At 43.4% G+C, this 25,564-nt stretch carries 22 protein-coding genes; 9 read left to right on the forward strand and 13 right to left on the reverse strand.

All coding sequences use genetic code 11. The features are described from left to right. Window positions 1-149: 149 nt before the first annotated feature. Window positions 150-914, forward strand: a complete 765-nt coding sequence (locus IEV39_RS17885; protein ID WP_005281086.1) for a sulfite exporter TauE/SafE family protein — start codon at window positions 150-152, stop codon at window positions 912-914. Window positions 915-1,016: 102 nt separating this feature from the next. Here the strand turns inward: IEV39_RS17885 and IEV39_RS17890 are convergent, their stop codons facing one another. After that, window positions 1,017-1,787 carry a TorF family putative porin gene (locus IEV39_RS17890; RefSeq protein ID WP_005281090.1) on the reverse strand — a complete coding sequence of 257 codons (771 nt, stop codon included), beginning with the start codon at window positions 1,785-1,787 and terminating at the stop codon, window positions 1,017-1,019. A 737-nt stretch (window positions 1,788-2,524) separates the two neighbouring features. Here IEV39_RS17890 and IEV39_RS17895 point away from each other — a divergent pair. Next, on the forward strand, window positions 2,525-3,820 hold the full coding sequence (locus tag IEV39_RS17895; RefSeq protein ID WP_005281093.1) for an OprD family outer membrane porin: 1,296 nt from the start codon (window positions 2,525-2,527) through the stop codon (window positions 3,818-3,820). 98 nt (window positions 3,821-3,918) lie between these two features. On the opposite strand, the gene ppa is transcribed toward IEV39_RS17895, so the two are convergent. Together ppa and IEV39_RS17905 are read right to left on the reverse strand one after the other, a co-directional pair. Beyond that, window positions 3,919-4,446, reverse strand: coding sequence for an inorganic diphosphatase (gene ppa, locus IEV39_RS17900; protein WP_004656389.1), 528 nt, complete (start codon window positions 4,444-4,446; stop codon window positions 3,919-3,921). Between the two features lie 114 nt (window positions 4,447-4,560). Then, window positions 4,561-4,959 carry an MAPEG family protein gene (locus IEV39_RS17905; protein WP_005226314.1) on the reverse strand — a complete coding sequence of 133 codons (399 nt, stop codon included), beginning with the start codon at window positions 4,957-4,959 and terminating at the stop codon, window positions 4,561-4,563. A gap of 150 nt (window positions 4,960-5,109) precedes the next feature. Between IEV39_RS17905 and IEV39_RS17910 the strand changes: the two genes are divergently transcribed. Further along, window positions 5,110-5,502, forward strand: coding sequence for a hypothetical protein (locus IEV39_RS17910; protein ID WP_005281096.1), 393 nt, complete (start codon window positions 5,110-5,112; stop codon window positions 5,500-5,502). Window positions 5,503-5,572: 70 nt separating this feature from the next. On the opposite strand, the gene IEV39_RS17915 is transcribed toward IEV39_RS17910, so the two are convergent. The 7 genes from IEV39_RS17915 to IEV39_RS17945 all read right to left on the reverse strand — a co-directional run bounded on the left by IEV39_RS17915 (window position 5,573) and on the right by IEV39_RS17945 (window position 15,613). After that, window positions 5,573-7,252, reverse strand: a complete 1,680-nt coding sequence (locus IEV39_RS17915; protein WP_005226312.1) for a long-chain-fatty-acid--CoA ligase — start codon at window positions 7,250-7,252, stop codon at window positions 5,573-5,575. Window positions 7,253-7,409: 157 nt separating this feature from the next. Continuing rightward, window positions 7,410-9,629 (reverse strand): DNA topoisomerase IV subunit A, encoded by a 2,220-nt coding sequence (gene parC / locus IEV39_RS17920; RefSeq protein WP_005226311.1) that lies wholly within the window; start codon window positions 9,627-9,629, stop codon window positions 7,410-7,412. A gap of 114 nt (window positions 9,630-9,743) precedes the next feature. Next, window positions 9,744-10,382: a tetratricopeptide repeat protein gene (locus tag IEV39_RS17925; protein WP_005281100.1), complete on the reverse strand. Its 639-nt coding sequence runs from the start codon at window positions 10,380-10,382 to the stop codon at window positions 9,744-9,746. Window positions 10,383-10,482: 100 nt separating this feature from the next. Continuing rightward, window positions 10,483-11,127 (reverse strand): trimeric intracellular cation channel family protein, encoded by a 645-nt coding sequence (locus IEV39_RS17930; protein WP_005226310.1) that lies wholly within the window; start codon window positions 11,125-11,127, stop codon window positions 10,483-10,485. A gap of 52 nt (window positions 11,128-11,179) precedes the next feature. After that, window positions 11,180-11,650: a YchJ family protein gene (locus tag IEV39_RS17935; RefSeq protein WP_005281104.1), complete on the reverse strand. Its 471-nt coding sequence runs from the start codon at window positions 11,648-11,650 to the stop codon at window positions 11,180-11,182. Window positions 11,651-11,835: 185 nt separating this feature from the next. Then, entirely contained in the window at window positions 11,836-13,536 is a 1,701-nt protein-coding gene (locus IEV39_RS17940; protein ID WP_005281106.1) for a 3-ketosteroid-delta-1-dehydrogenase, read from the reverse strand. A gap of 493 nt (window positions 13,537-14,029) precedes the next feature. Then, a complete protein-coding gene (locus IEV39_RS17945) occupies window positions 14,030-15,613 on the reverse strand; it encodes a TerC family protein (protein WP_005226308.1) in 1,584 nt (527 codons plus the stop codon). 325 nt (window positions 15,614-15,938) lie between these two features. On the opposite strand from IEV39_RS17945, the gene IEV39_RS17950 reads away from it, so the two are divergent. The 6 genes from IEV39_RS17950 to IEV39_RS17975 all read left to right on the forward strand — a co-directional run bounded on the left by IEV39_RS17950 (window position 15,939) and on the right by IEV39_RS17975 (window position 21,723). Next, the gene (locus IEV39_RS17950; protein WP_032879938.1) at window positions 15,939-16,565 is read left to right on the forward strand and encodes an LOG family protein; all 627 of its coding nucleotides are present in this window, start codon (window positions 15,939-15,941) and stop codon (window positions 16,563-16,565) included. 196 nt (window positions 16,566-16,761) lie between these two features. Continuing rightward, window positions 16,762-18,150, forward strand: a complete 1,389-nt coding sequence (gene mdtD, locus IEV39_RS17955; RefSeq protein WP_005281111.1) for a multidrug transporter subunit MdtD — start codon at window positions 16,762-16,764, stop codon at window positions 18,148-18,150. Between the two features lie 46 nt (window positions 18,151-18,196). Then, a complete protein-coding gene (locus tag IEV39_RS17960; RefSeq protein WP_005281113.1) occupies window positions 18,197-19,165 on the forward strand; it encodes a hypothetical protein in 969 nt (322 codons plus the stop codon). Between the two features lie 11 nt (window positions 19,166-19,176). Beyond that, window positions 19,177-19,938 carry a glycoside hydrolase family 25 protein gene (locus tag IEV39_RS17965; RefSeq protein WP_005281116.1) on the forward strand — a complete coding sequence of 254 codons (762 nt, stop codon included), beginning with the start codon at window positions 19,177-19,179 and terminating at the stop codon, window positions 19,936-19,938. Then, complete coding sequence (gene dinB, locus IEV39_RS17970) at window positions 19,928-20,995, forward strand: DNA polymerase IV (protein WP_005281119.1); 1,068 nt, start codon at window positions 19,928-19,930, stop codon at window positions 20,993-20,995. The genes IEV39_RS17965 and dinB overlap by 11 nt, the downstream gene beginning before the upstream one ends. A gap of 371 nt (window positions 20,996-21,366) precedes the next feature. Beyond that, window positions 21,367-21,723: a RidA family protein gene (locus IEV39_RS17975; RefSeq protein ID WP_004773913.1), complete on the forward strand. Its 357-nt coding sequence runs from the start codon at window positions 21,367-21,369 to the stop codon at window positions 21,721-21,723. Here IEV39_RS17975 and IEV39_RS17980 read toward each other — a convergent pair. From IEV39_RS17980 to IEV39_RS17990, 3 genes are all read right to left on the reverse strand, one after another. After that, window positions 21,720-22,259: a DUF2726 domain-containing protein gene (locus IEV39_RS17980; RefSeq protein ID WP_005281122.1), complete on the reverse strand. Its 540-nt coding sequence runs from the start codon at window positions 22,257-22,259 to the stop codon at window positions 21,720-21,722. The genes IEV39_RS17975 and IEV39_RS17980 overlap by 4 nt on opposite strands. Before the next feature lie 302 nt (window positions 22,260-22,561). Then, on the reverse strand, window positions 22,562-24,943 hold the full coding sequence (locus tag IEV39_RS17985) for a YgiQ family radical SAM protein (RefSeq protein WP_005281124.1): 2,382 nt from the start codon (window positions 24,941-24,943) through the stop codon (window positions 22,562-22,564). Between the two features lie 180 nt (window positions 24,944-25,123). Further along, window positions 25,124-25,510: a hypothetical protein gene (locus tag IEV39_RS17990; RefSeq protein WP_005281127.1), complete on the reverse strand. Its 387-nt coding sequence runs from the start codon at window positions 25,508-25,510 to the stop codon at window positions 25,124-25,126. Window positions 25,511-25,564 lie beyond the last annotated feature (54 nt).

Here is a 25,564-nt window from a genome sequence, read left to right on the forward strand (position 1 = left end):
AGTATCCATCAAAGTGCGGGTACTTTTGTGAAGCATGATTTTAAAAATAAACAATAGAAGATGGAATCATCAGCACCAAGCGAGATCAATATTCCAGACAAGCAACCTGATCATTCCTCCCTAAATAACTTTCTCGCGGGCTGGCGATTATGACCTACGACACGGTGCTACTTAGCTTAGGATTCTTTGCCTTCTGTGGTGGTCTGATTGACGCCGCAGTGGGTGGCGGCGGTTTAGTCCAAATACCCGCGCTATTACATGCATTGCCCCAACACAGCATAACCACAGTGTTGGGTACCAATAAACTGGCGGTATGGGCAGGTACTGTTTCCTCTATTTTTAGATATGTGAATAAAATTCAATTGGTCTGGAAGTTGCTCATCCCGACCATGCTATCAGCCTTTATCTTTGCCTTTGTGGGTGCAATGACGATTGCACATATTCCCAAGCAATTGATGAGCTATCTTGTGTTGTTTTTACTCATCTTTATGGCGATTTATACCTTTCTCAAGAAGGACTTAGGCACCCATAACCGCTATGTGAACTGTGGAGCTAAAGAAATTGCTCTAGGAATCTTTTTTGGTGGACTCATCGGATTCTATGATGGTGTATTTGGGCCAGGCAGTGGCAGCTTCCTGTTGTTCTTGTTTGTCAAAGGCTTTGGCTTTGATTTTCTCAACGCCTCTGCATCAGCCAAAATTGTGAACATTGGCACCTTTAGTTCAGCACTTTTATTCTTTATTCCTACAGGTCATGTGCTGTGGGAAATCGGCTTAATGATTGCCGTCTGTAATGTCTTGGGCGCCTTCGTCGGTGTATTTCTGGCGCTGCGCTATGGCAGTCAGTTTATCCGGATATTTTTTCTGTTCCTGTTAGTCTTTCTGATTGTCAGGATGGGTTTATCTATAGTGTGAATTCATCGCCAGTCATTATTTGATTTGAACGCTCTCTCAAGCGACTATCTTTCCATATAGAAAGCCAGCAATAGAGCTGGCTTTTTGTTTATCCAAGCAAGCTTAGAAAGCTTTGGTCAAGGTAAATACTGCACCTGTTTCTGTGCCACGTTTATACGGTTGGAAATCTGCATCAATATTGGTGCCTACTGCAGCCAGTTCAGCAGTCAGGCCAGACACGGATTTGACGCTATAGGTCACACCCACTTTCCAGTCGACATAATTATCGTCTTCACCACCGGTATCACTGAAGTCATAGTTATCTACTTTGGTATAGCCGACACTTGCCACTCCACCAAAGCCAGTATCCGCAAACGGAATGTTATAGGTAGTATTCACATACCAGCCGTTCTCATCTGTACCTGCAAAATCATTGGTATAGTTCAAACTCCCCAATAGACTATCTCCAGAGGCCAATACATTTTTAAAGCCCAGTTTTGCGTAGAGTTCTAACCAGTTCAGGTCAGATGCACTTGGATAACCGTAATACCATAAACCAACATCTAAAGTCGGCTTACCGGCAAATGGTAGCTCAGTCGCATAGCCGACATAAGGGTCTAACTCGAGATGCGGATCAGCACCACCGAAATTAACATTTGAGCCCCATACCCCCGCATAAAGACCAGATGAATGTGTTAATGCAAAACCGCCCTGTACCGCCGGATCAGATTGGGTTTGAGTAATACCACGATAACGATAATCTGTCGTTAACGCAGCCGTTCCTGAAAAACTCAGACCGTATTGAGATAAGGTATTGGCCTCTTCTGCCATCGCAAAAGTTGAAGTGACAGCACAAATACTCAACGCGATCGCTTTACATGCAAATTTCATCATCTTGATCTCCCCCATGATGGATATTCGACTGATTTAAGTTTTAAATTGCATCGCATAGTCAGTAGCAATTGCTGTGCCAACTCCATTTAAGCCCCTATTCAACTTGGTTTTATCCAATAACCTCTCTTGACTTAGATTTTTACGCTCTCCAAGTGAGTCCCTTACTGTAATCCTCTGAGTTTTTGAACTATTAAGACGCATTCATCCATTCAAGATTATTTTTCGCACAAAAAAGTGGCATATCTTGAACTGCAAAAACATCTGACTTGCTTAAAATATAGGCATTTCGTTATAAAAATAGGCGTTGTCCCATAAAAGTGCATAGTTAAAACTTAAATCCGCCTGAACTTTTGTAAATTTTAGAACGGACAGTCATTGCCATTCGTCGGGATGTCATTTTTTGCAAATCAAGCTGAATATTTTTTAAACAAAGAAAAAATAAATATTTAAAATAAAAGAAAAATTACCTCAATAAATCACATATTTTGATTCAAACCAAACAAAAAATAACCAGATTATTTTATATCCAAAATAAATAATATTATTATTTAAAATCATAAACTTAAATTTATAACGTGTATTTTTTAAACAAGAAATAAATCATAAAATTTTATAAGTATTTTATTTAAAAATAATTAAAATTTTTTAATAAAAATCTATCTTTTTTATGCATAACTTATACAATTGATCAAAATTTCGGTCTTATCCCAAATTTATTATTTCTAATGAGGCGAGCTATGCCAAAGGCAAAGAAACTTACTTTAGCGGTTTTGATTAATGCCGCGTTAATTACCTCAACATATGCAAGCGAACAAAGCGAAGCAAAAGGACTTGTTGAAGATGCCAAAGGGGATATTTTATTCCGTACTGGTTATTTAAATCGTGACAAAAAGAATGGTGTCGAAGACACTAGCTCATATGCTCAGACGGCAATGGTGAAACTGGAAACTGGTTTTACTCAAGGTTTAGTTGGCTTTGGCGCTGGTGTGATCGGCGATGGCTCTTTTAAATTAGGCTCAAACAATAATGCTGGTAACGGCATGATCCCACGCGAACGCCTAAATGGTGTAGATGGTAAAGGTGACACATATGATCACTGGGCACGTGGCGGCGGTTTTGTTAAAGCTCGTATTTCGAATACGACTGTGACTTATGGTACACAAGTTCTCGATATTCCTGTTTTAGCAAGTAATACTGCACGTTTAGTACCGGAATATTTTGAAGGTGTCTTGGCTACTAGCCGTGAAATTAACGGATTAGAGTTAACTGCGGGTAAATTCACTAAAGACCAGTACTCTGATCAGATCAATACTGATGGCCGCAAACTTGATCGTGCCGTGGTTTGGGGTGCAAAATACAAATTTGATGATAACTTGAGTGCATCTTACTTTGGCTTGGACAGCAAGGATAAACTCGATCGTCATTATGTCAATGCCAACTACAAACAACCCTTGAATCAAGAAGGTAGTGCGCTGACTTATGACTTAAGTGCTTACCATACCAAATGGGATGAAAAAGCGAGCACTTATTCAAGTACCACTGATGACTTGTCTAATCGTAAAAATACCATTTGGGCGCTTTCTACGACCTATAATACGGGTCCACACAGCGTGATGCTGGCTTACCAGCAGAACAATGGTAATACCGGTTATGATTACGGCGAGAACGCTGATGGCGCTCAAAGTATCTATTTACCAAACTCTTACTTGTCTGACTTTATTGGTAACAGCGAAAAATCTGCACAGTTGCAATATAACGTCGACTTTGGTGGCTATGGCGTACCAGGCTTAAGCTGGACCACTGCCTACGTCTATGGTTGGGATATCAAAGTCAAGAATTTGACTGATAATGCACATGAACGTGAATTCTTTAACCAAGTGAAATACACAGTTCAATCTGGTTTTGCTAAAGATGCGAGCTTACGTTTACGTCACTCGTATTACCGTGCAAGTGATGAATATCAAACAAATGCCTACATTGGTGATACCAACGAATGGCGTATCTGGCTTGATATTCCTGTGAAATTATTCTAATTCACAGTTGATCAAGCAATAAAAAACTCCATTCAAATGAATGGAGTTTTTTTATGACCAGCTTTTAAAAATTTAAAATCTGGCCCAGCATTTCAAAGTTACTTTTTAGCCGCTTCGATTGCTTTAAGTACTTCAGCTTTAGCAACGTCAGCACCTTCCCAACCACTGATTTTTACCCATTTACCAGGTTCTAAATCTTTATAATGGGCAAAGAAGTGCTCAACTTGGCTGATCAATAATGGCGGAAGATCCGTATATTCTTGAACATCTTTATAAAGTGGAGATAATTTTTCGTGTGGAACAGCGATCAGTTTCGCATCGATACCACCGTCATCTTCCATTTTTAATTTGCCCACTGGACGGCAACGAATCACAGAACCAGCAGCAACAGGATGTGGAGTTACAACAAGTACGTCTAATGGATCACCATCTTCAGACAAGGTATTTGGTACATAACCGTAGTTTGCTGGGTAGAACATTGCTGTACCCATGAAACGGTCTACAAATAACGCATCTGAATCTTTATCGATTTCGTATTTGATTGGGGCTGCATTTGCAGGAATTTCGATAATGACATAGATGTCATTTGGTGCGTCTTTACCCGCAGGAATATTGCTATAACTCATATCAACACTCGTTTATATTGTGAAGTAGATGTAAATCGGACCGATTATAACGTGAATACAGCGAAAATGATGCTAGATATGTAGCGAGCTGGCGAATTTTATAGCCAGCTGTCATCAGGTCATTTTGATCGTAATCACAAACAGTAAAATTGGACAAAGTAGCGAGAAAAACCAGATGATTGAACGTAATGTGGCCAGATTGGCCAGATAGCAAATGCCATAAATCACACGAAAGACGATATAGGCCCAGCCAAAAGTCAGAATAAAGCGTTCAGGAACCACCATATATTCTGCCATCAAAATCGCAGCAATAAACAAAGGCAGACTTTCAAAGCTATTTTGTTGTACCGCATTTGCCCGTGCTGACAGCCCTGTGGTTTTCGCTAAAAAATCACGAGGATTCTGATTATCTTTTGCTTGAAAACCACCTTTTGATTTTGCAATCAAGGTAAAAACATACGGCAATAAACATGCGACGATAATAATCAATATAATGCCGCTAATACCTTGCATGCTGACATCCATCATTTGAAGTTCTTCTGATCATGCTATCATAACTTATAATTTATTGAACATTCATGTGTGCTTGTTCAACAAGCGTTTCTTTTACACACCTTGTTTGTGTAAAAGTTGTGTTTTTTCATACTGTTTTAAGGTCAACCTATGCCGCAACCCGACCAGAAAGAAATGTTTGAGGTCCTTGCTCAACAACGCCAGCACCAGCTTTTGGTTGATCGTGTACTTAAAATCGTATTACCGATCATGGCATTTCTACTCAGTGTGATTTGTGCCAATCTTAACTGGCAGTCTACGCTGGGTACTTTTGTGATTCTGACCGTTGCCTTTTATGCAGTCGGTATTTATCGCTTGACCCTCTGGCACTGGCTGACCGTGATTGTGCTGTATGCGGTTGCCGATAATTATTTTAGCTTTAATGGCATTGATCCGACCCGTTTACGTTTCCAGCTGGCCACAATGGTGGTTTTTGTGGGGATTGTAGGGATTGGTCGACCTTATATTGATCGCTGGTTGATGAAATCAAAAGCCTCAAAATAAATCCAATAAAAAAACGCCGCAATTGCGGCGTCTTTCCAGTACCTTCCTTTTTAAAGGGAGGATAGAACTCTTAAGCGGGTTTACGTAAGTCTTTACGTAAGATCTTACCTACATTTGATTTCGGTAATTCTTCCATAAACTCAACATAACGTGGGCACTTATAGCCTGTTAAGTTTTGTTTTGCATAAGCAATCACTTCTTCTGTGGTTAAAGAAGGGTCTTTTTTCACGATGAACAATTTTGGCACTTCACCTGATTTTTCATCTGGAACGCCAATTGCAGCCACTTCCAATACTTTCGGATGTTTCGCAATGACTTCTTCGATTTCACTTGGGTAAACGTTAAAGCCTGATACCAAGATCATGTCTTTCTTACGGTCGACAATCTTCACATAACCACGTGAATCCATTACACCGATATCACCGGTACGGAAGAAGTTGTCAGCCGTCATCACTTTCGCAGTTTCGTCTGGACGGTTCCAATAGCCCTTCATGACTTGTGGACCACGGATCGAGATTTCACCTTGTTCACCCAGTGCAACTTCTTTGCCATCATCATCCAGAATCGCAACTTCAGTTAATGGCAATGGAATACCAATGGTGCCACTGAATTCAGTCGTAGCAGGTGGGTTTGCAGTTGCAACCGGAGAAGTTTCAGATAAGCCATAACCTTCGATAATGGTGGTACCTGTGATCTTTTTCCATGCGGCTGCAGTCGATGGCAATACCGCCATACCACCGCCCATCGCCATCTTCAGATTACTATGATCAAGCTGTTTGAATTCTTCGTTATTCACCAAGGCATTAAACAAAGTGTTTACCGCCGGGAAGAATGAAGGTTGATATTTACGTAATTCACCTACCACCGCAGGCAAGTCACGTGGATTTGGAATCAGGATATTGGCCTGGCCTTTATACATACCGTAAAGCGCACATACCATGAAGGCAAAGATGTGATACAGCGGTAATGCGCACACGATGCGATCACCTTTGGCACTATCAGAACCGCCAAATTTACTTGAGAAAATCGCTTCACACTGGAGCAAGTTGGCCACAAGATTACGATGCGTTAATTCAGCCCCTTTAGAAACACCTGTTGTACCACCGGTATATTGCAGTACAGCAGTATCGCTCAAGGTTAAGCTTGGACGCTTATAATTGCTTGGGCTGGCTTTGTTTAATGCCGCATTGAATTTAGTGTGACCAGGAATATTCCACGCTGGAATTTGCTTACGTACTTTACGTAAAACAAAATTCACGATGGTCCCTTTCAGGGTGCCGAGCATATCACCCACCGAAGCCACCACAACATGCTTCACAGGTGTTTTGCCAATAATGTTTTGATAAACATTGGCAAAGTTTTCAATAATCACTAAGACTTCAGCACCAGAGTCATTCAACTGATGCTCAAGCTCACGTGCGGTATAGAGTGGATTGACGTTGACCAGTACCAGACCTGCACGGAAAACCCCTAATGCCACCACTGGATATTGAAAAACGTTCGGCATCATTACTGCAACGCGCGAGCCTTTGGCTAAACCCAAAGTTTGTAAATAAGCTGCAAATTTACGGCTAGCGACTTCTAATTCATTAAACGTTAAAACTTTATCCATGAAGATAAAGGCATCACGTGAACCAAATTTTTGGAAATTGCGTTCAAAAATATCAACAAGTGAGGTGTTTTCAGCAGGCAGTTCAACTGTTTCTGGAATTCCTGTCTTTTGGTATTCAGCAAACCAAATTTTTTCCATAATGCCCTTATCTCCGAGTGGTAATCCTTAAAAATGTAACAACGTTACTTTCCATGGCAAAACATTTTTTTTAACTTTTTGAATTGCCCTGTCAATCTATCCAAACAATATGAATACATTGTCATATATAACGTATTTGTATCACAGAATACTAGCCTTATCTCTGAATGAGGAGTCTATTTGCTTTTTGATATCCACGTGGTAAAAGTTGCCCCTTTGTTGCTCTTTTTCCTAGATATTTTTGTAGATCATCCCCTTTCAACTTCAGATGCTGTTGTCCTGCATCGACTTGGATTATTTCATCTAACGTCAGGGTTGTCATGGATAAAATTTGCTCTTTTTCATCAAGTTGTATCAACTTGTTACCCTTACCTTTGTTGAGAACTGGCAGTTCAGTTAAATCAATAATCAGTAAACGACCCGATGAACTCAGGATGGCAACGTGGGTGGCTTGCTGAATAGGCAAGAGTGGTAAAGCGGTGGCTTTGTCTGCAACCGTCAGGAAAGCCTTACCAGCTTTGGCATTGGTGTCTAGCTGGGCCGCCTGACTCTTAAAGCCGTAACCATTGGAACTGGTTGCAATCAGTTCGCTACTCTCCTCATCAATAAATACCTGAATAAAGGAAACACCGCTAGCTGGTGAAAGTTTTGAACTGAGCGGTTCACCCAAACCACGCGCCGAAGGCAGACTGCTGATTGGCAAGGCATAACTACGCCCGGTCTCATCCAGGAAATACACACGCTGGTTGGTTTTACCCACTGCATGACTGAGATACTGGTCACCCGCACGATAATTCAGATTTGCTGCGTCTACTTCTGCCCCTTTGGCAGCACGTACCCAACCGGCTTCCGACAATACGACAGTCACAGGCTCAGCAGGCATTAAATCCTGTTCTTTAATTTGCACTGCATCCGCACGCGCCACAATCGGTGAACGACGATCATCACCAAACTTTTTCGCGTCTTCTTTTAATTCGTTAATAATCAGGTTTTTTAATGATTCCGGATTGGCGAGTTGCTCACGAATAATCGCAGCTTTCGCTTCCAGTTCTTCCTGTTCACGACGAATTTCCATTTCTTCAAGCTTAGCCAAATGACGAAGTTTGAGTTCGAGGATTGCTTCCGCCTGAATCTCATCAATACCAAAATGCTGCATTAGTACCGGTTTTGGCTGATCTTCTTCACGAATAATCCGAATCACAGTATCAATATCCAAGTAGGCAATTAAAAGACCTGCCAGGATATGTAAACGCTTTTCAATTTTGGTTAAATGGTATTGCAAACGGCGGGTCACGGTTTGCTTACGAATCTCGATCCATTCCAATAAAATACGACGAATCGATTTCACCTGTGGACGACCATCCGCGCCAATCATGTTCAGGTTCACACGATAGCTGGATTCCAGATCCGTGGTAGCAAATAAGTGACTCATCACGGTTTCGGCATCGACACGGTTCGAGCGCAATACAATCACCAAGCGGGTAGGATTGGCGTGATCCGACTCATCACGTACATCACTGACCAATGGCAACTTCTTGGCAATCATCTGGTCTGCGATCTGGGTAATCACTTTGGAACCCGAAACCTGATAAGGCAGTTCAGTAATCACAATCTCATTTTTGTCGACCGTATACACGGCACGCATACGATAACTACCACGACCTGTGGTCTGAATTTTGAGTAATTCTTCTGGCGGGGTAATGATTTCAGCCTTGGTCGGTAAATCTGGGGCCGGAATATATTCTGCCAGTTTGCTATCTGAAGTTTCAGGATTACGAATCAGTGCGATGGTGCCCTTGACCACTTCACGCAAGTTGTGTGGCGGAATATCGGTTGCCATCCCCACCGCAATACCGGTCGTACCATTTAACAAGATGTTCGGGACGCGTGCTGGCAACGTGATCGGCTCTTTCATTGAACCATCAAAGTTGTCCTGCCATTCACTGGTACCCTGCCCCAATTCGCTGAGTAATAGCTCGCTATAGGCAGAAAGTTTGGCTTCGGTATAACGCATCGCAGCAAATGATTTTGGATCGTCCGGCGAACCCCAGTTACCCTGACCTTCAACCAGTGGATAGCGATAGCTAAATGGCTGCGCCATCAACACCATCGCTTCATAACAGGCTGAGTCACCATGTGGATGGTATTTACCCAGTACATCACCAACGGTACGAGCCGATTTTTTCGGCTTGCCTGTCGATTTCAGGCCAAGCTCACTCATCGCATAGACAATACGGCGTTGTACAGGTTTTAAACCATCACTGATATGCGGCAATGCACGATCCATAATCACGTACATGGCATAGTTCAGGTAAGCCTGCTCAGTGAATTCGGCTACGGAACGGTTTTCTGTTGCATGATGTGCAAGGCTGGTCATTTCAGCAAGTCATCCAAAATCATTGTTATCGTCAATGTTTTGTATGCTATGTGGATGCAGGCGTTGTGACAAGCCCTTGTTGTTGTTTAAACGTCAAATGATGTCTTGTTAAGCTTAATGCAACATATTCAATAGAATTTCTGATGCTGGAAACCAGCCATTTTTCTCTGCTTTCTTTAACCACTCCCTAGCACATCCCTCATCCTTTTCAACATAAAAGCCCTTTAAATAAAAAAGGCCTAAGCTAAACTGGGATGCTGCAATTGCGTGATCAGCTGCGGCAGAATAAAACTCAAAGGCTATTTTTAGATTTTTTGCAACGCCAGTACCATTTTCATATTTATCTGCAAGATTATTAATTGCAGGAGGAAATTGCTGCTGTACGGCTTTCTCATAATATTTTAATGCAAGTTCAATATCGAAATGTTCATCCTCATTCGAGCCTGAATAGTAAACACCTAATAGATATAAAGCTGCTGCGTTTCCTTGTTCAGCAAGTGTCTCAAGCTCTTCAATATAAATCATGTCATTTTCATTATAGATGGGTTGCGTCATCCAAGTTGAAGCCCAATTATATTCAGCAACAAGTGATTGATTATAAGTAGCGGCAATCCATAACCAATTTCTACCCAACAAGAGATTCTGAACGACTCCATTGCGCCCTAGACAATAATTAAGTCCTATTCTTATTTGTTCATCTACATCAAGCTCCATCACTTCGGGAACCATTTCTTGCACAGATAAAATATTCATTTTTAATTTAATAGTCGTATAAAAGTGGTCAGATTCAAAATAAATAATGCTTAGCAGAGATTAAATCTGCAATAAAATAAATTGTAGGCAGGCTTTCCAATCAATGCTCATCCGTTGACGAAGCCGAGTCGGCATCATCTTCCTGATAAATAAATTTCGGCATTTCCAGACCAAAATAAATTGCGATCAAACGTAAGGTAAAGCCAAATACCAAAGTGAAAATTACCGTCAGATCATGCGGTAAACCGACTTCCAGACAGACCCAATAACAAATCACCGCGACAAAGGAAATACTGGCATAGAGCTCACGACGGAATACTAAAGGCACGTCATTACATAGAATATCGCGCAGAATACCACCCGACACTCCGGTTAATACCCCTGCCACCGCAGACACCACAAAACCGTGTCCCATCGATAAGGCAATCTGGCAGCCAATGATGGTAAAGCCAATAAGACCAAGCGCATCCAGCACCAGGAAGATATTGCGCAGATGACGCATCCATTTGGCAATAATGATGGTGACAAAGGCCGCAGCACAGGTCAGCACTAAATATTCAGGATGCTTGACCCAGGTTAAAGGATAATGTCCGAGCAGTACATCACGCACCGAACCGCCACCTAAGGCCGTGACACAGGCAATCAGCACCACACCAAACCAGTCCATACTACGTCGACCTGCTGACAATGCCCCAGTCATCGCTTCCGCAGTAATGGCAATAATATAAATTACGGTGAGTAACATCTGCCTACATCCCTAAATCAGGCGTAAAAGTGTGCGCTATTCTAAGACAAACTTAGATGAATTGTGCACAACATTGCTTAAATTTTTTCCCCGAGCCACAAATGCAGGGCTGTTTCATGGTGATTTGCATATCCAGCGTCGGATCTAGGAAATACCAATGCTGTTGATGCAAGACAAAATGTGAAACTTCATGATGAACATGGGCTTGTTTACCATCATGATAATGTGCCTTAAACTCAACCAGCGCATGGGTTTTATCCAGCTTGGGCTGGTACTCGATCAGTTCCAGTTTTAACCACTGATTGGACTTACTCCAGTCAGCAATTGCGGCACGGTCCAAAGCGGATTGTTGCCCTAAAGCCGTAGTTTCCAGAATATAATCAATCTGTTGCAAAGCAAAAGCGCTATAGCGCGAGCGCATTAACTGTTCGGCATTGAGTGCAGACTGCTGTTTCAAATGTAAAGGCTGACAGCATTCAGCATAAGGTCCATGTCCGCAAGGGCAGTCTTGTGATGAGATCATTCTTCTTACACTCAGGCCTGTGTCTACTCAAAATCGGCCATAGTATATCTTGTTTTTAGACTGCTTGGTGCTTGACCCTAAAAGAGGAAAGGGAGTGGTGAAATTGAATGGCAACCTCCTTCCTCTTCTGCTCAGCGGTGGCTTTCAACTGGTAACAGTATTCAACTAATACGGTTTTCTTACAGCTAGACTCCTTCTTCCAGATCAGCACTTTCAGCTATGATCTCTTGCACAGCAATATAACCAAAAGTAATCCCTTGACCAATTGTTCCTCCAGCCCCAGGATAAGCTTGCCCGAAGGCATTGCCAGCATTATTACCAATCGCATAAAGGCCTGGTACAGGCGTACCATCATTACGTAACACTCGCGCTTTCTCATCTGCAGCCAGACCGCCACATGTTCCCAAGTCGGACAGTACCAGCTGGATCGCATATAAAGTACCTGACAATGGTCGCAGATTTGGATTTGGTTTAACTGTTGGATCGCCATAATAACGGTCATTGGCATTTCCCCCACGTTTAAACTCTGTATCAATTCCCGTACGGCCAATTGAATTATAACGTTCCAGTTGTTCCATAAATACTGCGGGTGATAAGCCAGCAGCTTTGGCAAGTTGTTCAGGAGACTCGGCCTTGACTGCGATACCAGCATCATACCATTGTTGAGGAATTGGCTGGCGTGGAAAAATCGAACCTGCCAATAAATAGCTATTCCGATATTCCTGATCAAAGACCAACCACATCTGTCCTACTGCTTTGCCCTCGCGTTCCAGCCTTAATACCGTCTGACCAAAAGCCATATAACTCAGAGCCTCGTTAACAAAACGTTGCCCGTGCTGATTAACAATCAAGGAACCAGGGAGGAAACGTTCTGCCAGCAAAATCGGAGGATAGCCCTGAATCGGTCTTACCGCAGGAAACCACCACGCTTCATGCATGCAACGCAAATCTGCTCCCATGCTTTGTCCCAGCTTCAGACCATCACCCACATTACCCGCTGAACCTAAACTCAGATCCTCAACCAATGAAGGCGACTGGTATTCAGCACGCATTGGCATATTATGATCAAATCCGCCTGCTGCCAGAATAATGCCGCAACGCGCCGTGACTTTAATCTGTTGGTCTAGTTGCTGCACAACCGCACTCGTGACCCGCTCTCCCGTAGCACATAATTCAATGACCTCACTGTTGGTCCAAACGGGAACACCAGCCCGAATCAGTCCATCGAACATCCCTGCAGTGATTGCTTGCCCGCCAGCTACATAACGTTTACCCAGTAATAGTCCACCGATACCCTGAAGCAGGCGTTTAAGAATGATCGGCCAGCTTTTAAATGGAGTTTTCATCATAAGATTCATCCATTTATAATCTAGACTGGTAACTGGCATAGGGAGAGGTGCTTCAATATCAGCACGACGAAATCGGGCCTGGTCGCTGCCGAGACGCTTAATATTAAACGGTTTGGCTTCACAGGTACTTCCCTCATCACTGCCTCCAGGCAAATCCGAGAAATAATCGGCATAGCCCTTATTCCAGAAAAATTGTAGGGCTGTCGTCCGTTCCAGCATCGCGACTGCCGCAGGCCCATGATCAAGAAAAGACAAATAACGATCGCGTGGAGCACTGTCTCCAACGACAGATTCCAGATAAGTTTCTGTCTGAGCTCGGGTTAAATTCGCACCCGCACGTGTCAAGACCGGATTACCGGGAATCCAGAAGGCTCCGCCAGATCGGGCTGTAGATCCACCGACAAGATCTGTCTTCTCTACCACCAGCACAGACAGGCCTTGCTCATGCGCTGCCAATGCCGCGGCCATACCCGTTCCAGAACCAATGACTAGGACATCTACAGTGAGCAAGCTCATTTGGGGATTTAATGTGTTCATATCACGACCTCATCAGGCTATGGGACTACAAAAGTCTCATTTAAAATCTTCTCAGTCGTGAGCTAAGGACGTGAGCACATCTTCCCTCCGTCAAACTGAGCGCTTTACATAACTCATTGACTATTTAGGTAATCTTATAGAATAAGTCAGGTATTAGAGTATTGCCCAACTTCAGAAACTACGTCTAGTAGACTCCTTCACTTCCTCCGCAACGCATCTAATCATAGTTTTTTGTTATTTCTATTGAAGAATGTTTGGCTGCGCAGGTTACAGTCTTTATCCCAACAAAAATGAGCTCAATATCTGCACAAAAAACCAATATAAATTGGCATTAAATGTTAATAAAAAATGACTTAAAGAATTTTCAATTGCATCAATAAAAAGCCCTGAGTACAACTATTGCAGCACAACAGTTAAACTCAAGGCTATTTGCTAAAACTTAATTATTTGTTTGCTCAACCGATGAACCTTGCAGAAGACTCATAAGCTGTACTTAATCTTGCTCTGGTTTCTCTTTGGCAATAATACGTACTTTTTCAATCTTGTGGCCATCCATAGTGACCACTTCAAAGCGATAGCCATCAACCTCAACCGTATCCCCATTTTCAGGTAAACGACCGAGATGGAACAGGATATAGCCTGATAAAGTTGAATATTCTTCGCTTTCATCGACTAAATCTTTACCCAATAACAAAGACACATGACGAATATCGGTTGAACCTTCCAGCAACATCGAACCATCATCAAGACTTTCAGCCGCAGCTTCCAGCTCATCTTCATCAGGGAATTCACCTGCAATCGCCTCTAATACATCAATCGGCGTTGCAATTCCTTCAATGGAACCATATTCGTTCAGGACAATCGCCATTTGTAACGGTGCCTGACGTAACTGTTCCATGACCATCAATACCTGTGCATTTTCATGCACAATCACCGGTTCACGTAAATGTTTACTGAAATCAATCGCGCCGGTTTCGATATATTCGTTCAACACTTTGTGCGTTAAAACAATACCTTCGATATTGTCCAGCTCTCCGCGTGCCACGATCAAACGTGAATGGGTCATGGCCATCAAACGTTGTTTCAACTCGGCAGGATCATCATCCAGATCTAACCATTCCAGCTCTGGACGTGGTGTCATCACCGACTTGACTGGACGCTCAGATAAACCAAGCACACCTTGTACCAAGACGCTGTGATACACGCCATTGTCTTCATCAAAGACTTCTTTGGCATAAGCTTGTGTCGCCAATACATCTTCAGCTTCGTTGTTCTGACTTTCATTACCATTGCCTTTATTGCCAAGCATACGCAAGACGGCAGAAGCAGTGCGATAGCGTAAATCGGTGGTGGTAACCAGTTTTTCCTGATTACGGCGCATGGTCTGATTAACCATTTCCACCAAGACCGAGAAGCCAATCGCTGCATACAGGTAACCTTTTGGAATATGGAAACCAAAGCCTTCAACCACTAATGAGAAACCGATCATCATCAGGAAGCCAAGGCACAGGATTACTACGGTTGGATGCTTGTTGACAAAGTCCATCAATGGACGTGAAGCCAGCAACATGATACCGATCGCAATGGTCACGGCAATCATCATGATCGACAGTTCTTTCACCATACCCACAGCCGTGATCACACTATCCAGCGAGAATACCGCATCAAGTACCACGATCTGAACTACGACCATCCAGAAGGCCGCATGTACAGGATTTTCTTCTTTCAGCGCTTGCTTACCTTCAATCCGTTCATGCAGTTCCATGGTGCCTTTAAATAACAAGAACACACCACCAAACAGTAAAATCAGGTCACGACCGGAGAATGGATGATCGAAAATATGGAATAACGGTTCGGTTAAGGTCACCACCCAGGCGATCGAGGCCAGTAGCACCAGACGCATTAACAGGGCAAGGACTAAACCTACTCTACGAGCAGTATTACGTTGTTCAGGCGGTAATTTTTCTGCCAAAATTGCAATAAAAACAAGGTTATCAATACCCAGTACAATTTCCAGCACCACCAATGTTGCTAAACCAACCCATGCAGCGGGGTCAGACATCCATTCCAGAATCATTGACGTGACTCCTCTGCAAAATCAGCAATATTGTTATGAAGTTGAATTTTTAAAAGGTCGGCACGATGAGCCAAAACATTTTTTGTAGGAAATAGGAACAATGCGGAGCGACAACAACCACTACTCATAGAGGGACATAAATTAATAAAAGGATTTTCAGTATAGGCAAGATTTCACTGAAATTCATCTTTTTTATGTTGATGTTGTTTGCAAATTCTTTCCAAGCGTTACAAAACCACTTTGTATGTAAAATGTGCATAAAACTGTCATAAAGCTCGATTAGCCTAGACAAGCACAACGAAAATGATAAGGTGAAAATAAACGAATGAATAGTGTTCTAATAATGACTGAAAAGAAAAGCATTACCCCTACTCCCATAAAAACCACCCAATCTCTCATTGCCCTTTATTGCGGTTCACGTACCGGCAATAAACCGATTTACCGTGATAAAGCCATCGAACTGGCCCAGCATATTGCCGCTCAGGGTCTTGGTATTGTCTATGGCGGTGCCAGCATTGGCTTGATGGGCCAAGTCGCCGATACCGTACTTGATCATAGCGGTGAAGTGGTCGGTGTGATCCCAGAATTCATGCTGGATTATGAAATTGCCCATCACCGTCTGACCGAGCTGCATATTGTCCAGTCCATGCATGAACGTAAGGCACTGATGGCCGAACGGGCCAGTGCCTTTATTGCCTTGCCGGGTGGTTTGGGTACCTTTGAAGAAATTCTGGAAATTGCAACCTGGGGACAACTCAACCAGCACCAGAAACCCATGATTATCTATAACGTGAACCATTTTTATGATGCACTGATTGCGCAACTGGATCATGCCGTTGAAGAAGGTTTTTTACCACCACAACATCGTGCCAAAGTTGTTATTTGTGACACGCTTGAACAAATCTCAAGCGCGATCAAGAACCTGAATGCGCCAAGCCATATTGAAGTATAAGATTGCAATAAAAAAAGCGGATCGATTGGATCCGCTTTTTTTATGGCCCTTTAATCTAGCAGGAGAATCCTGAGACGAAGCCGACGGACTCACCAACATTTTAATGTCAGTTCCATGATCGCTATTTGACAATTTTTGTCTTTATTTCACGCCTATTTGCATTAAACTAAAGCTGAATTTTTACTCATCAAGGCTCATGACCAGCACAACCCATCAGGCAGTACAACCCGAATTCCGACTATTGGTCCTTCTGGTTTCCATTGGCTTTTTTATGCAGGCACTGGACACCACCATCGTCAATACCGCGATTCCAGCCATGGCTGTACAACTTAATGAAAACCCCTTGCAAATGCATGGTGTTATTGTGGCCTATGTATTGTCGGTTGCGGCATGTATTCCTTTAAGTGGCTGGCTGGCAGATCGCTTTGGTATCCGCAATATTTATCTGAGCTCCATGGTCATTTTTAGTCTGGCTTCGCTCGGCTGCGGCTTATCCCAGAATCTGGAACAACTGTTGTTTTTCCGGGTAATTCAAGGTGTTGGTGGCGCATTGCTGATGCCGGTAGGTCGTCTGGCCCTACTCAAGATTATTCCACGTTCACAATTTCTTTCCGCCATGAGCCTGATGAGTCTGGCCGGACTGGTGGGCCCGTTAATGGGTCCTACCTTAGGCGGCTGGCTGGTGGAAGTCACCACCTGGCACTGGATTTTCCTGATCAATATTCCGATGGGTATTCTCGGGATGATCATGACCTGCAAAATCATGCCGAATCGCAAAGAACCTACAGTCAAATCCTTTGATTTAAGCGGCTTTATCTTATTAATTGTGGCGATGGTCGGCTTGTCTTTGGGAATCGAAAATATCGCGACACCGCAATATTCCCGGCTGGTCAGTTTAGCGCTATTGGCAGCTGGACTGGTCGCTGCGGCAGGCTATGCTTACCATGCCCACACTCATCAGAATGCCCTGTTTCATGGGCGCTTATTTGGCTACAAAATTTTCTCGGTCGGGGTTTTAGGCAATTTCTTTGCCCGTTTGGGCAGTAATGCGATTCCATTTATTTTACCGCTCATGCTACAGGTGGCATTTGGTTTCGAACCGTTCATTACCGGTTTGATGATGATTCCGATGGTACTCGGCTCATTATTTTCCAAGCCCATCGTACGTCCTTTGATTCAACGGGTCGGTTATCGCCGTTTCTTACTGACCAATACCGTGTTGGTCGGGCTGTGTATTGCCAGTTTTTCCCTGATGACGGCAGCGACACCGCTGTGGCTGAAAATCCTGCATTTGTTTATCTTTGGTACTCTCAATTCATTGCAGTTTGTTGGTATGAATACCCTGACCTTGAAAGACTTACCTCAGCAGGATGCCAGCAGCGGCAATAGTTTCTTATCGATGATTATGATGCTGTCCATGAGTATGGGCGTGGCACTGGCAGGTACCTTGATCAATGTATTTGGTCAATATTTCTCATCTGCTTCGATTAGCACCGCATTCCATGCCACCCTTATTACCCTCGGTTGTATCAACATCATTACGGCGATGGTCTTCTGGCAGATCCCCAAAGAAACCACCGATTAAAGATATTGCTGTGGCAACCATATCAAAATAATAAGGAAAATATTCGATGCTTATTCCCCAGTACTGGGCTGAAGCCAAAGTAAAAACCCGTATAGCAGGACGTCATTACACGCTTAAACGTTTTGGCTGGTCAGATCAGAGCCTAGCGGCGGCGCAAGTGCATGCGGAGCAACGTATTGCACTAGCGATTGAGAAGATTAAAGCCGGTGAAAACATTCATCGAATGGACCATAAAGCCTCATATAACGGTGCCGAAGGTCTGCCCATCCGCGAAGAAATTATTGCCCAGCATGATGATGTGGTGATCACGCGCAATGCCTACGGCGCCTTGTGCCTCAACACGCCTGATGTGCTATTTGCCGATATCGACTTTGCAGAATCTGCTCAGTTGACCGTGCATGTTGCTACTTTTTTCTTGCTGCTGTTACTTTCAATCGCAGCCGCTGCTTATTTCATGTCCTGGCTGATTCTGATTATTGGACTAATGATGTCATTTCTACTGATCCGTGTTTTTGCCAAGAGTTTATCTAGGCTACAACAACGTTTTACCACGACACCTGAACAGCGCTCACTTGCCTCGATCCGCAACTTTTCTCAACAGCATCCAGACTGGCATTTGCGTGTTTACCGTACGCCAAAGGGACACCGGATCTTGGCAATGCACCGAACCTTTGACGCCAATGGAAAGGAAGCCGAGTTACTGTTTGAGGCGATCAAGGCTGATCCTCACTATGTCCGGATGTGTAAAAACCAGCACTGCTTTCGGGCCCGTATCAGTCCAAAACCGTGGCGTATTGGCATGCAGCGCTTAGGCTTCGGTGTATGGCCCGTCGATCAGCAACATGTCGCCAGTAGAAATAACTGGATTCACGATTATCAACAGCGTGCCGAACCTTATGCTTCCTGTAGATTTGTGGAACAATTTGGTAGTCAGATGGTCAATGCCAAGGCGAAACGGGTACAATTGCTACATGATCAATACTGCAAATCTGGCACCCATCTCGACCTCGCATAATCACTGATACTATGGCAAAGAAATCCGCAGCATCTTCCTTCTCTCAACACTATCCGACCTATGCCAGTATCGGATTAGCAGCCATGCTGGGTGTGGTGAGTTATTTCGGTCTGTTCTACCAACAGAAAGCTGCTGCGCAAGACTATGCCATTCGTGGTTTTGATGTTTCCCATCATCAAGGGGAGATCAACTGGAAAAAGATCTCTCCGATGCAGTATCAATTTGTCTATCTCAAAGCCACCGAAGGCGGCGATTTTCGCGACCGTAATTTCCAGCAAAACTGGCTCAAGGCTCGCGAACAGGGCTTACATGTCGGCGCCTATCATTTCTATCGCCTATGTCGTGACGGTAAGGTACAGGCTGAAAATTTTATTGCGACCGTGCCGAAGAAAGCGGATGCCCTGCCCCCTGCCATTGATCTGGAATATGACAGTAACTGTATCAATACCTATACCAAAGAGCAGTTACTGAAAGAAATTCAGGTCATGCATGATCAACTGCACAAACATTATGGCAAACAGCCGATCTTTTATATCTCGAAAAGCTTTTATCATATTGTGTTGATGGGGAATTTCACTGCAACGCCACTTTGGGTCAGAGATTATGAAGGCAAACCTGAACTCAAGGATGGTCGCCAATGGACGTTTTGGCAACATAGCAGTCAGGGAAAAATTGCAGGTATTCCCAAAGCAGTGGATTTAAATGTCTATGCCGAATCACCGAAACAATGGCGAATTTTCCTGAAACAGCAAGGCATTCAAGATGCCAAATGAATTACGAAAAATCATCCATATCGACATGGATGCCTTTTATGCCTCAGTCGAACTGAGAGAACGTCCTGATCTCAAAGATTTACCCGTCGTGGTATCTTCACACCATCCACGTGCGGTCATTGCGGCTGCCTCCTATCCAGCCCGTGTCTTTGGACTGCGTTCAGCCATGTCGATGGGACAAGCCAAAAAACTCTGTCCACAGGTGGTGGTGATTGAACCCAATTTTGAAAAATACCGTGAAGTTTCAGCACAGATTCATCATATTTTTCAGCAATATACAGCTTTGATTGAACCTCTATCCTTAGATGAAGCCTATCTGGATGTGACTGAAAATTTGAAGAATATTCCGAGTGCGACTGAAGTGGCGGCACAAATCCGTGCCGATATTTTTGCAACTACGGGACTGACAGCTTCTGCCGGTGTGGCACCGAACAAGTTTCTGGCAAAAATCGCCTCGGACTGGAACAAACCCAATGGTTTATTTGTGATTAAACCGCATCAAGTATTGAAATTTATTCAGGATTTAGCGCTAAGTAAAATCCCGGGAGTCGGTAAGGTCACTCAGGAACGATTAAGCCAGCTGAATTTGCATACCTTGGGTGATCTGCAAAAAATCGAAGAGAATGTCCTGATTCATCATTTTGGCAAATACGGCAAACAGCTGTATTTATATGCGCAGGGAGTTGACCACCGCCCTGTAAAAGCAGAACGCGAACGCCAGCAGATTTCCAAAGAGATTACCTTTGATGACGACTATACCCTCGAACAATGTCAGCATGCCTGGCAGCCGCTCGCCGAGCAGGTATGGCGCAGTCTGAATAAAAAACAACTGAGCGCACGCGGGGTCAGTGTAAAACTTAAACTCAAAAATTTTCAGGTGTTGCAGCACAGTAAAAGTTTTAAGCAGGCCTTGCAATCCCAACAAGACTTAGCACAAGTGGTTTTCCAGTTGCTTAATGAAATGCATATCGATCCAGCGTTTCAGTTCCGTCTGGTCGGGGTCGGTGTTTACCAGCTACAGACGGCACAGGACGAATCCCAGCTTTCTTTATGGTAGTGCTGTTTTTTTAAACAGAAGCATGATTATTGTTCAAATTTATGTTTGCTTTTTATGCAATATTCAGTACTCTAAACAACGCCGTAACATTATCCATGTTATGCGCTTTGCTAAAGAAAACCTCGCTTTTAGCATCCGCTCCTGTGATTGGTGTGACGATCAAATCCGAAGATTACAGGGCACTTCCGATGTTGTTGAGTTGCTTCTTTTTCCAATCAAAATTCTTCATCTTTCGCTTTTCATTTCCTCCTTCATTCCCTGATGATTTAATGGAAATAGAAACTTTTTCCGCCTGATTTATACAAAATTACACTGCGATTCAATTGCATCAAGTACAATCCAGACAGTATCCCATTTATTAAGGAATCACTATGTCTGTGCAACGACTTCATGTCACTTCACGTTTTTGCGAGGTCGCAATTTCAGGAAATCTTGTTCATCTCGCAGGCCAACTGGCAGATGACACCAGTGTTGATGTAAGTGCACAAACACAGCAAACTTTAGACAATATTGATCGTTTTCTGGCAGATGCAGGTACAGACAAGACCCATATCTTATCAATTACCATTTTTCTAAAAGATATCGAACGAGATTATGCCGCCATGAATGCGGTATGGGATGCATGGATTGCTGAGGGACATCCCCCAGCACGGACCTGTGTCGAATCTAAACTCTATGCACCTGATGTTCTGGTTGAAATGACAGTGACTGCGGTTCGCCCTGATTAATACGATTTTACGGCGAATTCATTATATTTCATCATCCGCTCCATTTTTGGCAGCGGAGCTGATGTGACGACCGTGGTTGGAATGCTCATCGGTTCAAACAGATCAGGCATCAGATCTTCTCTTAATTCCTGTTCGGTCGGAATGCTGCTATAGCGCAATACCCGATAGCCGGCCAACTCGAGCAAACTGTCCTGATAATGTTTCTGATGCAGGCGATTAACATAAGATTCGTCTGCAATCTCAATAATCGCCAGTACCTGATGTTGCTGGTCGAGCACCACAAAGTCAGCCACCAAACCTTGATATTTACGGCGCGTATGTGCAAATTTGGTGGTGAGTAAGGCGTCAAAAGATACATGTGCCAATACGGTATGACGTGGCAAAACGGCTTGCAAACGCATTAAGGTGATCTGCTCGGCAATATTCAAAATACCGCGGCGTTTTAATGGACTGTCTTGACGCCTGTTTTGTTGAAGGCGGCGAAGTGCTAATGCTGTGATCAACAGCAACCCAACTATTGTTATGAAATAATACATTACCCATCAATCCCTTTAGATTTTTTATAATCATTTTTGGCTTTAAGCCAATTTTTTTAATCAATAACAGCGATAGCAAATTCATTTTGCAGTGCAAACTTAAGTTTTTTAATCGTGTTTTTCCAGACGACCAAAGTCGTAACTGCCCTCTACCCTTTATTTATAATCATTACGCTGGCATTATTCAAGTCGTTATTGTCAGTTTATGTTTCCAATCCTGATGGTTTTGTGATCAAAATATAAATCTTTGCCTGCGATGAAAATAAAAAAGGCATGAAATATCATGCCTTTTTTCCATCAAATTAACGATGGGCTTTTGCTTTGGATTTTGGCTTGCCAGAGAATGGTCTCTTTTCACCTGTTTCACGTGGAGGTAAACCATTGTGCTGGGTTAATACCTGGCCTTTCTGCGGCCGTTTTTGCCCAGATGAAGAACGGTTTGAAGTCTGACCACGTTTGGCCGAATCTCCCGCAACACTCGAATTCTTCTTACGTGCAGACTTATATTCTCCTTCAGCGGTTCCTTGTGGCTGATAGGTCGGAATCAAATGCTGTTTTGAATTACCAATCAGGTCAGAACGGCCCATGTCTTTCAAGGCTTCACGTAATAAAGGCCAGTTGTTTGGATCATGGTAACGCAAGAAAGCTTTATGCAAGCGACGACGTTTTTCGCCTTTGACAATGTCCACACTCTCCGTATAACGCGCCACTTTAGACAACGGGTTCTTGCCTGAATAATACATCGTGGTCGCAGTTGCCATTGGTGATGGATAGAAAGTCTGGACCTGATCGGCACGGAAACCATTTTTCTTTAACCAGATCGCCAGATTCATCATGTCATAATCGGTGGTACCCGGATGCGCAGCAATAAAGTACGGAATTAAATATTGTTCCTTACCTGCTTCCTTACTGAAACGCTCAAACATCTGCTTAAAGCGGTCATAAGTCCCGATGCCCGGTTTCATCATCTTCGATAATGGACCATTTTCGGTATGCTCAGGCGCAATTTTCAGATAACCGCCGACATGGTGCTGAACCAGCTCTTTCACATATTCAGGATTCAGCACAGCCAGGTCATAACGTAGACCTGAACCAATCAGGATCTTCTTCACGCCCTTGATTTCACGGGCCTTACGGTATAACTGAACCAGAGGCGCATGATCGGTATGCAGGTTTTGGCACACACCTGGGTAAACACAAGATGGCTTACGGCAATTCTTTTCAATCTCAGGATCATTACAGTGCAAACGGTACATATTTGCGGTTGGACCGCCGAGGTCCGAAATAATGCCAGTAAAATTAGGTGCGGTATCACGGATTTTTTCAATTTCACGCAGAATTGAATCTTCCGAACGGTTCTGAATAATCCGGCCTTCATGTTCAGTAATCGAACAGAAAGTACAGCCACCAAAACAGCCACGCATGATATTCACAGAGAATTTGATCATGTCAAACGCAGGGAAACGCGCATTGCCATAGGCTGGATGCGGTAAACGTGCATAAGGCAAATCAAACACGTAATCCATTTCCTCAGTCGTTAAAGGAATTGGTGGTGGATTGATCCAGACATCACGCTCACCATGACGCTGTACCAAAGCACGCGCATTACCCGGATTGGTTTCCAGATGCAAAATACGGTTGGCATGGGCATAGAGTACCTGATCATTGGCCACTTCTTCAAAAGAAGGCAAACGGATCACCGCTAGCTCACGTGGCGGTAATTTATGTTTAATTGCTTTTGAGGGTGCAGCTTTCAGTTGTACGATCTGGGTATCCGGATCCAGATTGTCACCTTCACGGACAATCGGGTTAGCCACAATTTCTTTCTGAAAGTTTTGATATTGTGCCAGTGAGTTGCCTTTTTCTTTTTCAACTTCACAGCCATCAATATCTTCGGTCATCACATAAGGATTGATAATCGGATCGACACGGCCAATAGTATCGACATCGTTACTGGCAATTTCGACAAATTGTGCTTTCGATTTTTTATTATGTTTATTGATAATAAATGCGGTACCGCGAACATCGGTAATCTCGTGAACTTTTTCACCTTTGGCCAAGCGATGCATCACATCGATAATGGCGCGCTCGCCATTGCCGTACATCAATAAATCAGCCTTCGAATCCATCAAGATTGAACGACGGACTTTATCTGACCAGTAATCATAATGCGCAATACGGCGTAGACTGCCTTCAATCCCGCCGAGTAGAACAGGTACATCTGGGAAGGCTTCACGACAACGCTGGCAATAGACAGTTGCTGCACGGTCTGGACGTTTATTTGCTTCATTATTCGGTGAATAGGCATCATCCGAACGGATTTTACGATCTGCCGTATAACGGTTGATCATCGAATCCATGTTCCCTGCGGTTACGCCCCATGCAATGGTCGGTTTGCCTAAAACGCGGAAGCTCTCGACATTGGTCCAGTCTGGCTGGGCAATGATGCCGACACGGAAGCCTTGTGCTTCAAGCACACGCCCGATCACGCCCGATACAAATGAAGGATGGTCAATATAGGCATCCCCACACACCAAGATAAAGTCACATGCATCCCAGCCGAGCAGATCCATTTCTTCTCGTGACATCGGCAAAAATGGTGCGGGTTCAAAACACGACGCCCAATATTTGTCGTAATCAAACAGCGCTTTTGGCGCGGTCTGCGTGGTATAGGCAGTAGACATGGCTTGCGAATCTCGGCTAGCAGATGGAGGAGAGACATCTAAAGATGAAAGCCGATCATTTTAACATGAATTTCATTCATTTTCCTTGTTTATAAAACATTCAGGAACAAGGGGATAACAAATTATTTGTATAAAGTTTAATCAAAACAACAATATTAGAGACGAAACCAGAACTCTTGTTTAATAAGAGACCTTACTGCTTATTTCATTAGATCGAACCATCTCTTTGATCGTATAACCCGGCTCAATATAGCCACTGCCTCCAGTAACAGTTTGACCATTTTCAAGTGTTACTTCCAATTGATATCCACCTTCACCCTGTATGAAAAACTGCGTTTCAATTGTTTTGTTATTTTCAAGTGGCTGAAAAAAGATTTCATGCTGAACAGCGGCTGTTTTTACAGAGAGCTTGAGCGTGCTGATGGTTTGCCCACTGTAATTAGAAATTTCCATGTTAACTAAAGGTTGAAACCAATGGTTTATGCCTGCTGTTAAAGTACCTATAAAAAAACTGATCAACAATGCAGTCAGTAAAATAATTGTATAGAGCAGTGTCCTTAATCGCATAGGCACCCTTATTCATTCTTTTATTTATATTATCTTTGCATGAATGACTGCAAA

The sequence above is a fragment of the Acinetobacter courvalinii genome, from assembly GCF_014635545.1.
In the GTDB taxonomy this organism is placed as follows: domain Bacteria; phylum Pseudomonadota; class Gammaproteobacteria; order Pseudomonadales; family Moraxellaceae; genus Acinetobacter; species Acinetobacter courvalinii.